Source organism: Pseudomonas sp. ICMP 460, assembly GCF_002723595.1.
Lineage (GTDB): Bacteria > Pseudomonadota > Gammaproteobacteria > Pseudomonadales > Pseudomonadaceae > Aquipseudomonas > Aquipseudomonas kitaguniensis.
Genome location: NZ_LKBR01000079.1, coordinates 125,561 through 138,929, shown reverse-complemented (window position 1 = coordinate 138,929; position 13,369 = coordinate 125,561). Strand labels below are relative to the sequence as shown.

The window sequence follows — 13,369 nt, the reverse complement described above, 5'->3', positions numbered from 1 at the left end:
CAGATATCTTCCCGAGGGTAGAAATATGGCAAACCGACACACTTCTCGCCAACGGTGTAACGGTCGTGCTAGTTTAATGTCAAATTTTCGTGTGCGTGGGCAAAACGTCAGTCAGAACATAGAGTTGGCGCCACGTTTTAAAGCGGTTTGCACGGTGCTAAACCCCTTATTTTTCAGCATTTTTTATTAGAGGCACGGGATTACATGGAAATCGGTCTGCGCGAGTGGCTGATCGTCATCGGCATTATTGTCATTGCCGGTATTCTTTTTGATGGCTGGCGCCGCATGCGCGGTGGCAAGGGCAAGCTTAAATTCCGTTTGGACCGCAACCTGTCCAATTTGCCCGACGACGACGGCAGCGCCGAGTTGCTGGGGCCACCGCGTGTGCTGGACACCCATAAAGAGCCGCAACTGGACGAGCATGACTTGCCGTCGATGAGCGCGCCTATGCGTGAAGCGCGTGAACCTGCCGCCAAGCGTGGCAAACGCGGGAGTGCGGCGGTGGCTGAGCCGCATCAGGGTGACTTGAACCTCGACGCCGATGACGGCCCGAGCTTCAGCAGCCGCGACGACGACTTCCCTGACGAGGCGCCGGCCAAAAGTGCGCCACGCCAATCGGTGAACGACCAGCCGGCCGCCGAAGAAGTGTTGGTGATCAGCGTGATCTGCCGTGACACCGCCGGCTTCAAAGGCCCGGCGTTGTTGCAGAACATTCTGGAAAGCGGCCTGCGTTTCGGCGAGATGGATATTTTCCACCGTCACGAAAGCATGGCCGGTAACGGCGAAGTGCTGTTCTCGATGGCCAATGCGGTCAAGCCGGGCACCTTCGACCTGGACGATATTGACCTGTTCAGCACCCCGGCGGTGAGCTTCTTCCTCGGCCTGCCAGGCCCGCGTCACCCCAAGCAAGCGTTCGACGTGATGGTGGCCGCAGCGCGCAAGCTGTCGCAGGAACTCAATGGCGAGCTTAAGGATGACCAACGCAGCGTGCTCACCGCCCAGACCATCGAGCACTACCGTCAGCGCATCGTTGAGTTTGAGCGTCGCGCCCTGACACAAAAACGCTGAGGATTGCCTCACAGCGTTGTCGATAGAATAAGCGCACTACCATTTGAGCAGCTTCGGCTGCTCTTTTGCTTTCTGAGAGAACACCCATGACCGCCGCCCACACCCGCATCCTTGAACTGCGCGCTGAACTGGATCAGCACAATTACCGCTACCACGTCCTCGACGAGCCGAGCATCCCGGACGCCGAGTATGATCGGTTGTTCCACGAGCTCAAGGCACTGGAAGCAGCGCACCCGGAGCTGGTCACGCGTGATTCTCCGACGCAGCGGGTCGGCAGTGCGGCGCTCTCGGCGTTTACTCAGGTGAAGCATGAGGTCCCGATGCTCAGCCTCGGCAACGCCTTTGATGAAACCACCCTGCTGGAGTTTGATCGCCGGGTTACCGAAGGTCTCGACCTGCCGGTGGGCGATCTGTTTGGCGCTGGCGCGGCGGTCGAATACAGCTGCGAGCCGAAGCTGGACGGCCTGGCGGTCAGCTTGCTGTATCAGGACGGCGAACTGGTGCGCGGCGCCACGCGCGGTGATGGCACCACCGGCGAAGACATCAGCGTCAACGTGCGCACCGTGCGCAATATCCCGTTGAAGCTGCACGGCAGCGGCTGGCCGGCGACCCTGGAAGTACGCGGCGAAGTGTTCATGTCCAAAACCGGTTTCGAGCGGCTGAACGCCTCGCAACTGGAAGTGGGCGGCAAGACCTTTGCCAACCCGCGCAATGCCGCCGCTGGCAGCCTGCGCCAGTTGGACTCGAAGATCACCGCCAGCCGCCCGCTGGAGTTCTGCTGCTACGGCGTGACCACCGACATCAGTGATACGCATATTGGCAACCTGCACCAGCTACAGAAATGGGGCATGCCGATCAGCCATGAGCTGAAGCTGGCCAAGGGTATTCAGGATTGCCTGGACTACTACCGCGACATCGGCGAGCGGCGTAACAGCCTGCCGTATGAAATCGACGGCGTGGTGTTCAAGGTCAACAGCATCGCCTCCCAGCGTGAACTGGGCTTTCGCGCGCGTGAGCCGCGCTGGGCCATTGCGCATAAATTCCCTGCGATGGAAGAACTGACCGAGCTGCTTGACGTGGAATTCCAGGTTGGCCGCACCGGTGCGGTCACCCCGGTGGCACGCTTGAAGCCGGTCAAGGTGGCCGGTGTGACCGTCTCCAACGCCACCTTGCATAACATGGATGAAGTCGCGCGTCTGGGCGTGATGATCGGCGACACCGTGATCATCCGCCGCGCCGGTGATGTGATCCCGCAGGTGGTTTCGGTGGTGCTTGAACGCCGCCCCGAAACGGCCCGAGCCGTGCCGATCCCCGAGCGCTGCCCGGTGTGCGGCTCCCACGTGGAGCGCACGCAACTGGTCAAGCGCAGCAAGGGCAAGGAAACCGTCAGCGAAGGCGCGGTGTACCGCTGCGTTGGCCGCCTGGCCTGTGGCGCGCAGCTCAAGCAGGCGATTATTCACTTCGTCTCGCGCCGCGCCATGGACATCGACGGGCTGGGCGATAAAACCATCGAGCAGTTGGTCGACGAAAAGCTCATCGGTTCGCCGGCCGACCTTTATAAGCTCAAGTATGAGCAGATTATCGACCTGGAAGGCTTTGCCGATATTTCCAGCAAGAAGCTGATCACCGCCATCGAAAACAGCAAGATGCCAACTCTGGCGCGGTTTATCTATGCGTTGGGCATTCCCGATGTGGGCGAGGAAACGGCCAAGGTGCTGGCGCGCTCGCTGGCATCGCTGGCGCGCGTGCAGCAGGCCTTGCCCGAAGTGCTGACCTACCTGCCGGACGTGGGCCTGGAAGTGGCTCACGAGATTCACAGCTTTTTTGAAGACGGGCATAACCAGCAAGTGATCGGCGCATTGCTGTCGCCGGATGAATGCGCCTTGCAATTGCAGGAGCAGGGCGACCTGAGCGCCGAATTCGCCGCCAGCACCACCTTGGGCGGTTTGCTCGACAAGCTGCACGTGCCAAGCGTCGGCCCCGGTGCCGCGCAAAAACTCGCGGATAAATTCACCACCCTCGAAGGCGTGATCAAGGCGGACTGGCTCGACATGCGCCAGGCGCTGCCCGAGAAGCAGGCCAAGGCGGTACGCGAGTTTTTTGATAACGCAGACAATGCCCATCGCGCCCTTGCCATTGAGCAGCAGCTCAAGGACTTTGGCATGCACTGGCAGAGCGAAAAAAAGCTCGTCGAAGGCTTGCCGGAAGCCGGGCACACCTGGGTGCTGACCGGCTCGCTGGAGCTGATGAGCCGCGATGTGGCCAAGGACAAGCTCGAAAGCCTCGGCGCCAAGGTGGCGGGTTCGGTGTCGGCGAAAACGCATTGCGTGGTGGCGGGGCCGGGCGCCGGTTCGAAACTGGCCAAGGCCAGCGAGCTGGGGCTCAAGGTGCTGGATGAGGAGGCGTTTGTGGCGTTCCTGGCCACACACAACATCAGCGTCTGATCGTTTGCTGCGGCGACGCAGCATGCTCCCGTTGGGCTGCAAGGCAGCCCCTTGAATAAAGTGGAACGATTTTGAGGGCTGAATGATCTAGTCTTGGTCACCCAGGGAGAGATCGCCATGTTCCGCTATTTCGAGCAACTCAGTTCACGCATCGCCGCGCCGTTCATGGTCGAATCTTCGCGCAACAGCAAGGTCTGGCAATGCCGTTGCGGGCAAGCACTGTTCTTTCGCAACAGCCAGTGCCTGGCGTGCCAGGCACTGCTGGGTTACCAGCCGCAACAGAGTCGGTTAGCCTCGCTGCAACCTGGCCCCGTCGCTGGCACCTGGCTACAAGACGACAACCTCGACGCCGGCGCCTTTCGCCGCTGCGCCAACCTTGACACCCCGGCTGCGTGTAACTGGCTGATACCGGCCCACAGCACTGCGACACTGTGCGTGGCGTGCAGCCTGAATCGCACGATCCCCGACCTGTCGATTCTGGAAAACGCCGAGCGCTGGCGCAAAGTCGAAACGGCCAAGCGCCGGCTGGTCGCGCAACTGATCGGCCTGGGCCTGCAAGTGCTGCCCAAAAGCGTCGACGAGGCCACCGGCCTGGCCTTCGACTTTGTCGGCGTTGACCTGCAAGGCAACGCGCCGACCACCGGCCACGCCAACGGTTTGATCACCCTCGACATCAAAGAGGCCGACGACGCCCACCGCGAGAAGATCCGCGTGCAGATGCGCGAACCCTACCGCACCTTGCTCGGCCACTTTCGCCATGAGGTCGGCCATTACTATTGGGACCGGCTGATCGCCAACAGCCACTGGCTCGAACCGTTTCGTCACCTGTTCGGCGACGAACGCGCCAGTTACGCCGACGCTCTGGACCAGCATTACCAGGAAGGCCCGCGCCCCGACTGGCAGCAAACCTGTGTCAGCGCCTACGCGACCATGCACCCTTGGGAAGATTGGGCCGAAACCTGGGCCCACTACCTGCACATGATGGATGCCGTCGACACCGCGCTGGGCTTTGGCATGAGCGCCCGCGAGATGGACCTGGATTACCTGCCGTTCCCGCTGTCCAGCCTGTATGACCCCGAACACCCGGGCGGTGCGGCGTTTTTGTCGTTCGTCAACGCCTGGATCGAACTGGCGGGCATGCTCAACGAACTGTCACGCAGCATGGGCCAGCCAGATTTCTACCCGTTCGTGCTGCCGCCGGCGGTGATCGCCAAACTGCACTTTATTCACCTGGTGATCCAGGAAGAGGGCGGCAGGGCGGATAAAGCCGTTCTGCTGTAGTCGCAAGCACGCCCCGGCCTGCCGGGATCTGCACGAAAGCAGTGGGCAAGTGCTTGAACCATCGAATATTTTTAATCTGGCACCAACGGTTGTAAGTTCCGATCAGATCGGTACAATGGCCCCGCTTGCCGAGAGGCAAGCGTCGTTATGGTGACCCCATCGGTCCCCCCGCAACGATTACCCGTGAACCTGGTCAGAGCCGGAAGGCAGCAGCCACAGCGGGAACATTGTGTGCCGGGGTGTGGCTGGTGGGGTTGCCTCCATAACGCTCTTCCTCGAAGCAACCCTCCTGTTTCAAATCAAAAAATCTTTCATTCGGTCACCTGCCCAGTCTTGTTGCGCAGCGCTGACGGCTTTGCGCTGGACAACCTCCAGCCGCCTGCTAGCTTCAATCATGCGTATTTTTAAAAAAACCGTGGTGCTGGAGTAGTAAGGAAGTGATGGCGCCCATTTCTTGGACAAGGATGATTGCCATGAACAGCCCTCAAAGTTTACCCCCGCGCATCACTGCATCAGTCGGCACCCTTGGCAAGGCGCGCAATGTGCCTGCCGATATTCAATACATTCAGCGACTGTTTAATCTGATCACGCCCAAACCCGCGGTGCCCTTGTTGGAGAACGGCAAGTGCGACGCCCAGTTGGTGCGCCGCATCAGCGATTATCAGTCGAGTCGCCTCAATGTCAGTCGGCCCGACGGTGTGATTGACCCGGCAGGCCGTACGTTTAACAGCCTGGTCGAGGATCTGCGCAAGGCGCAGGCGGCTGTTCGAGCGCCTGAACGCCCGCCCGTGCCCGCGCCGGTGCGGCCGGAACAAGACAAGCAGCAGTTGGTCACGCGCTCCACCTGTGACGGCAACGTGACCCTCACCGAGGCCGACTTTCAGGGCGCCGCCGCGCAATTGGGCAATGGTATTTCGGTGAATCTCATCAAGGCGTTTGCCACGGTCGAATCCGGTGGTCGATCAGGGTTCGGGCCAGCCAAAATGCCGGTGATCGCGTTTGAGGGGCACATCTTTCGCAAGTACACCCAGCAGAAATACGACGCCACCTATCCCTTGCTGTCCTACCCCTACACGCAGAAGGCCGGCCCGCAATGGCGAGCCAATAACAAGGACCAGGCGAAGGCGTGGGAAACCCTGATTGCAGCGTTTAACCTGGACCCGAACGCGGCGCTGATGTCGGCGTCCTGGGGCATGTTTCAGATCATGGGTTTCAACTTCGCCGCGTGCGGATACGCGTCCGTGGTCGAATATGTGACCGTGATGAAGGTCAATGCCGGCCAGCAATTGATGGCGTTCGTCGGCTTTTGCCGCAAGAACCCGGCGTTGGTCAAAGCCATGAAGAACAAGGACTACGTGGGCATGGCTTCCCTTTATAACGGCAAGGACTACGGCGACTACGACAAACGAATCAAAAAAGCCTTTGATGCGCTGGAGAAAAAATAGCAGTGCGATAGTGGCTCTTCGCAGTATTGCACCGCGCTGGTAGCGGTCTCACCGGCAGCAACGCCGGATGGACAACCCAAAGCGGTCTTGTTAGTTTCCGCCAGCCACCTCTACCACGCCGTGCACCGGCTGCGGTCAGCCCTTGACGATGACGTGCTCGGGCCCGCAGCGCACTTGAAGGAAAAAATACTATGAGCCGTTTTCCAGCCATTGGCGTGTTGTCGTTGTGTGCCATGGTGCCTGCAGTTTCCGGCGGCGCCGAGTTGCATTCGGGCCAGTACGAAGGGCTGATGCTGGCGGTGACGCCCGAGCATCAGGTGGAGGGCTTTTACGCGCAAGAAATGGGCGAAGGTGTGAGCCGCAGTTGCGCGTTCTATTTGCAAGGCAAGCCCGAAGCGCTGACGACCTGGCTCGACGAGGCCTATCCCGGCAGCGTGGCGGCGGCGCCCGACGGCGTGACGTTGACGGTGGAGCAGGGGCGCCAGCATCCCGGCTGCTTCAGCGTATTGATGCCTGAAATTGCCAGCGGTCTGGAACTGACCCAAACCGTCGCCAGGCAATGGATCGGCCTTGTGACCGTGACTGCCGACAAGGCTCACTTGTTGGAAGCGCCAGCCGCCAACGCCGACAAGCGCCCGTATATCGTCAAGGGTGATGTAGTCGGTGTGCTGGCATTCAAGGACGGCTGGGCGCAGGTTGAATTCACTAATGCCAAGGGCCGTTCGTTCACCGGTTGGATCAGCCAGGATCAATACAACCGGCCGTCTGCGCCCAATAGCTGAGTAGCGCCTCGGGTTGCGTGAGCGAGCCGTGGACGCCGCAGTGTGCCAAGCACACCGCGGCGTTTTTGTGTGTGCGGTTTACGCCTTGTTGCGGTTGAACAGCTTGCGGATCATTGCCAGCAGCGCCACAACGCCGATCACCAGAAACTTCTTCGCGGCCAGCAGGAAAAGGCCGATCTTGGCGAACAAACCCGCCTTTGCGGCGATACCGCCGGCCACCAAAGCAGCCAAACCATACGTGGCGAGCTTGTCGGTGCTCGGGTTGAAGTCGGTGTACAGGTTGCCGTCGGTGAAGTTGGTAAAGGCCAGCACCTTGGGCAACTCCTGCTTGATCACCGGCAGGTCGGCCATGGCGGCGACTGCGTTGAGTTCCAGCACGCCTTCACGGCCCAGCACGCGGATGCTGTAGTTGAGGGTGTTCTGGTTGGCATCATCGGCTTTCAGTTCGCGCGCCCAGTACATTTTATGGGTGCTGTCATCGTAGTGCGGCGGCTCGGCCCAGCCCAGCAGGTGCAGGCCTGCGTAGCCTTGTTTCTGACGTTGCTTGTTGTCTTCGACGTCTTCTTCCTGCATTTGCTTGAGCATTTCGGCGTAGTCGATTTTCGCCGCATCCTCGTCGGAAACGTGGCCGTCGGCGTTGTAGCTGACGATCACGCCCCAGCCGCGCTCCGATAACGGGCTGACGGCCTTTGGCACGATCATGCCCAGCGTTTTGAAGCCGGGCGGGTTGCCCCAGCCATCGGTTAACAAGCGCTCGGTGTCGGCGGGGTCGAGGTAGTAAAACTCGTCGTTGAGCTTGAGGGTTGCAATGCCACTCGGCAGGGTGATCAAGCCGGTCTTTTGCTTGAGTGAACCGAGAAAGTGTTCGGCGGTTTCGGCCGGTGCACTGGCTTCAGCGGGAGCCGGTGCGGGTGCCGCGAAAGCGGGAGCGACACACAGGGTGAGTGCGCTCGCCGCTATTAATAAGCGCAAGTAGTTCATGGTAGTCCCTTACATTTTGAATTAATTTCGCGAAAGAATAACGTAAAGGGGTTGTTCTGCGTTAGCCGAAAGCCTCTCGGGTAAGCGTCGCGCCGCGCCGAGGGCGGCAAGCGAAAACATCCATAAAGCGCCAGAACGACGCGCCTGCACGCTCCGGGTTCAGGCCTTTGCGTGGCCAGCCAGCAGAGCCTGGTCAGATTAGACGAGCGTGCCGGATGCAATTTTCTCCTTGCTCCGCTAGCATTACCCGCTTCCGCTTCCCAGTTGCGACGGTTTTCGATGAGTTATCAGGTTCTTGCACGTAAATGGCGCCCGCGCTCGTTCCGCGAAATGGTCGGCCAGACCCATGTGCTGAAGGCTCTGATCAATGCCTTGGACAGCCAGCGGCTGCACCACGCCTACCTGTTCACCGGTACTCGAGGGGTGGGCAAGACCACCATTGCGCGCATCATCGCCAAATGCCTGAACTGTGAAACCGGTATTACCTCGACGCCGTGCGGCACCTGTTCGGTGTGCCGCGAGATCGACGAAGGGCGGTTTGTCGACCTGATCGAGATCGACGCCGCCAGCCGCACCAAGGTGGAAGACACCCGCGAGCTGCTCGACAACGTGCAGTACGCGCCCAGCCGTGGCCGCTTCAAGGTCTACCTGATCGACGAAGTGCACATGCTTTCCAGTCATTCCTTCAACGCGCTGTTGAAAACCCTGGAAGAGCCGCCGCCCTACGTCAAATTCATTCTGGCCACCACCGACCCGCAGAAGCTTCCGGCAACGATTTTGTCGCGTTGCCTGCAGTTCTCCCTGAAAAACATGACTCCTGAACGTGTGGTCGAGCATTTGACCCACGTGCTGGGCGTCGAGAACGTGCCGTTCGAAGACGATGCACTGTGGCTGCTCGGCCGCGCCGCCGACGGTTCGATGCGCGATGCCATGAGCCTCACCGACCAGGCCATCGCCTTTGGTGAAGGCAAGGTCATGGCCGCCGACGTGCGTGCGATGCTCGGCACCCTCGACCACGGCCAGGTCTTTGACGTGCTGCACGCGCTGATCGAAGGTGACGCCAAGGCGCTGCTTGAGGCCGTGCGCCATTTGTCGGAGCAAGGCCCGGACTGGAATGGCGTGCTCTCGGAAATCCTCAATGTGCTGCACCGTGTTGCCATTGCTCAGGCGCTGCCTGAAGGTGTCGACAACGGCCATGGCGACCGCGACCGCGTGTTGGCGCTGGCCCAGGCCTTGCCGGCCGAAGACGTGCAGTTTTATTACCAGATGGGCCTGATCGGCCGCAGGGACTTGCCCCTCGCGCCGGACCCGCGCGGTGGCTTCGAAATGGTCCTGCTGCGGATGCTGGCGTTCCGGCCCGCCGATGTCGCAGACGCGCCGAGACAGCCGCTAAAGCCAGTGGGGATCAGCCAGGCCACAGTTGATTCCGCCCAACCAGTGGCTGGCACGGCGGCAGTCGCGCCAGTGGTTGCGACACCTGCGACACCTGCGCCGGTGCCTGAACCTGCGCCTGTAACGGTCGCGCCGGTGGTCGAACCGCAACCGGTCATCGAGCCTGAGCCGCAACCGGCCCCGGTGGTCGACTTGCCGTGGAACGACGCCGCAGAGCCCGAGGCCGAGTTGCAGCCTTTCGTTGAGCCGGTGCTGGAAACCGCCGGCGAGCAGCCCGAACTGACGCCCATGCCGGCGCCTGCGCCAGACAGCGTGGTACCGGCTGCGCCGGAATGGGTGTCTGCGCCGGTGCCCGAGCCAACCGTCGCGCAAGTCGACGCCGCCACGCCCGGCATTGATCTGGATGACGAACCGCCGCTGGACGAAGACTACATCGAGCCGGACATCGACTCGGCCTACAGCTACCTGGACGAGTTGGCCAGTGAGCACGCCGCCGAGCCTGCACCCGAGCCCGAGGCGGAGCCCGCTGCGGCCCCGGCCACCGGCCTGGCATTGCAATGGCTGGAGCTGTTCCCGAAACTGCCGATCTCCGGCATGACCGGCAGCATCGCCGCCAACTGCACCTTGATTTCGATTGAAGGCGACCACTGGTTGCTGCACCTGGACCCGGCCCACAGCGCCCTGTTCAATGCCACCCAGCAACGCCGCCTCAATGACGCCCTGAACCAGTACCATGCACGCACGCTGACCATTACCATCGAGTTGATCAAGCCCGAGCAGGAAACCCCGGCCCAGGCCGCGACCCGCCGGCGTATCAACCGACAACGTGATGCAGAAAACTCGATTCACGCTGATCCGCTCATCCAGCAATTGATGCAACAGTTTGGTGCGGTCGTGCGTGAGGATACTATTGAACCTGTCGAAGCCCCGGTGCCCCAAGCGTCATAACACCGGGCTACTAACTTGATCCACGTACTTTGAGGTGATTCCCATGATGAAAGGTGGCATGGCCGGCCTGATGAAGCAGGCACAGCAGATGCAGGAAAAGATGGCCAAAATGCAGGAAGAACTGGCCAACGCCGAAGTCACCGGTAAAGCCGGTGGCGATATGGTCAGTGTGGTGATGACCGGTCGTCACGACATCAAACGCGTGAGCATCGACCCAAGCGTATTGCCAGGCGCCAGTGAAGACGACCTGGAAATGCTCGAAGCGCTGTTCGCTGCGGCCGTCAACGACGCCGTGCGCAAGATCGAAGCCAACAGCCAGGACAAAATGTCCGGTGTCACCTCCGGCATGCAACTGCCACCGGGGATGAAGCTGCCGTTCTGATGGGTTAGCTTGGCGACACTCAAATGCCAGGCCATGCGCCTGGTATTTTTGTTTCTGGCGTAAGCCTTCAGACAAGAAGGACGCTCGCGGTGCGCGTTCAATATGAACCCTGGCGCTGCGTTTACGGTCTGCACCCTATACCGATGAATTCGATAAAGGAGCCCTTTGATGTCTCAAGAAGCCATTTTGAACCAGCGCATTGTCCTGGTTTCACGCCCTCAAGGCGCGCCGACCCCGGAAAACTTCCGCCTGGAGCGCGTCAACTTGCCAGAACTCGCCGACGGCCAGGTGCTGCTGAAAACGCTGTACCTGTCCCTCGACCCCTATATGCGTGGGCGCATGAGTGACGCGCCGTCCTACGCCGCGCCGGTGGAAATCGACGAGGTGATGACCGGTGGCGCTGTCAGCCGTATCGAGCAGTCACGCCATCCGAAATTCGAAGTCGGTGACCTGGTGGTCGGCTCCACCGGTTGGCAGACCCACAGCATTTCGGACGGCCGTAACTTGATGCCGGTGCCCAACGGCTTGGCCAGCCCGTCGATGGCGCTGGGTGTGCTGGGCATGCCGGGCATGACCGCCTACATGGGCCTGATGGACATCGGCCAGCCCAAGGCCGGCGAAACCCTGGTGGTGGCGGCAGCGTCCGGTGCCGTGGGCTCGGTGGTCGGGCAGGTGGCCAAACTCAAAGGCCTGCGCGTGGTCGGTATTGCCGGTGGCGCCGACAAGTGCCGCTATGTGGTCGATGAGCTGGGCTTTGATGCCTGCGTGGATCACAAAAGCGACGATTTTGCCAACGAGCTGGCCGCAGCGTGCTTCAACGGCGTGGACATCTACTATGAAAACGTCGGTGGCAAAGTGTTTGACGCCGTGCTGCCGCTGCTCAACGCCAAGGCGCGAATTCCGCTGTGCGGCCTGATCGCCGGTTACAACGCGCATGAAGCCCCGAGCGGGCCAGACCGTCTGCCGGCGCTGCAGCGCACCTTGCTGACCAAGCGCGTGCGCATTCAGGGTTTTATCGTGTTCGACGACTACGGCGACCGCCAGCCCGAATTCCTCAGCGCCATGGCGCCGTGGGTGCGTGATGGCAAGATCAAGTTCCGCGAAGACGTGGTCGACGGGCTGGAACAGGCCCCGGAAGCCTTTATCGGTTTGCTTGAGGGGCGCAACTTCGGCAAGTTGGTGGTGCGCGTCGCGCAGGATTGATCATTTGACGCTAAACCGGGGCGCGGGTATAAACCGCGTCTCGTTGTTTTGCCGGACCTTTGCCCATGAGCTTCAGCCCTCTGATTCGTCAATTGATCGACGCCCTGCGCACCTTGCCAGGCGTGGGTCAGAAAACCGCCCAGCGCATGGCGCTGCAACTGCTGGAGCGTGATCGCAGCGGTGGCACACGGTTGGCCCAAGCGTTGAGCCAGGCGATGGTTGGCGTCGGCCACTGCCGCCAGTGCCGCACCCTCACCGAAGAAGACCTTTGCCCGCAATGCGCCGACCCACGCCGCGACGACACGCTGCTGTGCGTGGTCGAAGGGCCGATGGACGTGTACGCGGTGGAGCAGACCGGTTACCGCGGGCGCTACTTTGTGCTCAAGGGGCATTTGTCGCCGCTCGACGGGTTGGGGCCGGAAGCTATCGGAATTCCACAGTTGGTGGCGCGAATTGAAGCGCAGGGCACGTTTACCGAAGTGATCCTGGCGACCAACCCGACGGTCGAAGGCGAGGCGACCGCGCATTACATCGCGCAGTTACTCAGCAATAAAGGCCTGATCACCTCGCGGATTGCCCATGGCGTGCCGTTGGGTGGCGAGCTGGAGTTGGTGGATGGCGGCACCTTGGCGCACTCGTTCGCCGGGCGTAAGCCGATCGCGCTCGGATAGTCTGGATTCACTGTAGCGACGCGCTTTTTGTGGCGAGCGGGCTTGCTCGCGTTGGGTTGCGCAGCAGCCCCATGAATCCAATGCGGTGTACCTGAAAAACTCGTCAGCAGGTTTTGGGGCCGCTTCGCAGCCCAACGCGAGCAAGCCCGCTCGCCACACTCGCCCGCTTTCCACAAAAGCATACAGGCCCGGTAGGCCAGGCAAGCGCTTATCGTTCAGTCAGCGCAAACTGCGTCAGGCAAAACGTCGGAATGCCCATGTCTTGCAGGCGCTGTGAGCCGCCCAGTTCCGGCAGGTCGATGATTGCAGCCGCTTCGAAGATCTTCGCGCCCATGCGCCGTACCAGGTTGGCAGCGGCGATCAAGGTGCCGCCTGTCGCAATAAGGTCATCGAACATCAATACCGAGTCGCCTTCGCACAGGCTGTCGGCGTGCACTTCCAGGAAGGCTTCGCCGTATTCGGTCTGGTAACCCTCGGCCAGCACGTCAGCCGGCAGCTTGCCTTGCTTGCGGAACAGGATCAGCGGCTTGTTGAGTTGGTAGGCGATGATCGAACCGATCAAAAAGCCCCGCGCATCCATCGCGCCGATATGGCTGAAGTCGGCCTCGACGTAGCGTTGCGCAAAGCTGTCAGCCACCAGGCGCAGGGCACGGGGCGATTGGAACAGCGGCGTGATGTCACGAAAGATCACCCCAGGCTTGGGGAAGTCGATGACAGGGCGAATCAAGGATTTGATGTCGAACGAGTCGAAGGTCATCGTCGAAGAGTCCTG

Annotated in this window: 12 protein-coding genes and 1 other RNA gene; 10 read left to right on the top strand and 3 right to left on the bottom strand. The window is 61.0% G+C overall.

Going from position 1 to position 13,369, the window contains the following annotated elements; all coding sequences use genetic code 11:
* The first annotated feature begins 204 nt into the window (after nucleotides 1–204).
* From zipA to ffs, 4 genes are all read left to right on the top strand, one after another.
* Nucleotides 205–1,068 (top strand): cell division protein ZipA, encoded by an 864-nt coding sequence (gene zipA, locus AO240_RS26695; protein ID WP_058412245.1) that lies wholly within the window; start codon nucleotides 205–207, stop codon nucleotides 1,066–1,068.
* A gap of 86 nt (nucleotides 1,069–1,154) precedes the next feature.
* Nucleotides 1,155–3,512 carry an NAD-dependent DNA ligase LigA gene (ligA, locus tag AO240_RS26690; RefSeq protein ID WP_099240627.1) on the top strand — a complete coding sequence of 786 codons (2,358 nt, stop codon included), beginning with the start codon at nucleotides 1,155–1,157 and terminating at the stop codon, nucleotides 3,510–3,512.
* Between the two features lie 117 nt (nucleotides 3,513–3,629).
* Nucleotides 3,630–4,793 carry a putative zinc-binding metallopeptidase gene (locus AO240_RS26685; protein ID WP_099240624.1) on the top strand — a complete coding sequence of 388 codons (1,164 nt, stop codon included), beginning with the start codon at nucleotides 3,630–3,632 and terminating at the stop codon, nucleotides 4,791–4,793.
* A gap of 157 nt (nucleotides 4,794–4,950) precedes the next feature.
* Nucleotides 4,951–5,047: signal recognition particle sRNA small type (gene ffs / locus AO240_RS26680), an RNA gene on the top strand.
* A gap of 40 nt (nucleotides 5,048–5,087) precedes the next feature.
* Here ffs and AO240_RS28575 read toward each other — a convergent pair.
* The gene (locus AO240_RS28575) at nucleotides 5,088–5,255 is read right to left on the bottom strand and encodes a hypothetical protein (protein WP_158231404.1); all 168 of its coding nucleotides are present in this window, start codon (nucleotides 5,253–5,255) and stop codon (nucleotides 5,088–5,090) included.
* A gap of 11 nt (nucleotides 5,256–5,266) precedes the next feature.
* On the opposite strand from AO240_RS28575, the gene AO240_RS26675 reads away from it, so the two are divergent.
* Entirely contained in the window at nucleotides 5,267–6,238 is a 972-nt protein-coding gene (locus AO240_RS26675; protein WP_099240810.1) for an N-acetylmuramidase family protein, read from the top strand.
* Nucleotides 6,239–6,429: 191 nt separating this feature from the next.
* A complete protein-coding gene (locus tag AO240_RS26670; RefSeq protein WP_099240622.1) occupies nucleotides 6,430–7,020 on the top strand; it encodes a hypothetical protein in 591 nt (196 codons plus the stop codon).
* A 78-nt stretch (nucleotides 7,021–7,098) separates the two neighbouring features.
* Here AO240_RS26670 and AO240_RS26665 read toward each other — a convergent pair whose 3' ends face one another.
* Nucleotides 7,099–8,001, bottom strand: a complete 903-nt coding sequence (locus AO240_RS26665; protein ID WP_099240620.1) for a DUF2167 domain-containing protein — start codon at nucleotides 7,999–8,001, stop codon at nucleotides 7,099–7,101.
* A 279-nt stretch (nucleotides 8,002–8,280) separates the two neighbouring features.
* Between AO240_RS26665 and dnaX the strand changes: the two genes are divergently transcribed.
* The 4 genes from dnaX (at nucleotide 8,281) to recR (ending at nucleotide 12,597) form a co-directional block, all read left to right on the top strand.
* Nucleotides 8,281–10,341 (top strand): DNA polymerase III subunit gamma/tau, encoded by a 2,061-nt coding sequence (gene dnaX / locus AO240_RS26660; protein WP_099240618.1) that lies wholly within the window; start codon nucleotides 8,281–8,283, stop codon nucleotides 10,339–10,341.
* 43 nt (nucleotides 10,342–10,384) lie between these two features.
* Nucleotides 10,385–10,723 (top strand): YbaB/EbfC family nucleoid-associated protein, encoded by a 339-nt coding sequence (locus tag AO240_RS26655; RefSeq protein ID WP_058412239.1) that lies wholly within the window; start codon nucleotides 10,385–10,387, stop codon nucleotides 10,721–10,723.
* A 168-nt stretch (nucleotides 10,724–10,891) separates the two neighbouring features.
* Entirely contained in the window at nucleotides 10,892–11,926 is a 1,035-nt protein-coding gene (locus AO240_RS26650) for an NADP-dependent oxidoreductase (RefSeq protein ID WP_099240616.1), read from the top strand.
* 65 nt (nucleotides 11,927–11,991) lie between these two features.
* On the top strand, nucleotides 11,992–12,597 hold the full coding sequence (gene recR / locus AO240_RS26645; RefSeq protein ID WP_099240614.1) for a recombination mediator RecR: 606 nt from the start codon (nucleotides 11,992–11,994) through the stop codon (nucleotides 12,595–12,597).
* A 208-nt stretch (nucleotides 12,598–12,805) separates the two neighbouring features.
* On the opposite strand, the gene AO240_RS26640 is transcribed toward recR, so the two are convergent.
* On the bottom strand, nucleotides 12,806–13,354 hold the full coding sequence (locus tag AO240_RS26640) for an adenine phosphoribosyltransferase (protein WP_083357366.1): 549 nt from the start codon (nucleotides 13,352–13,354) through the stop codon (nucleotides 12,806–12,808).
* Between the last annotated feature and the right edge of the window lie 15 nt (nucleotides 13,355–13,369).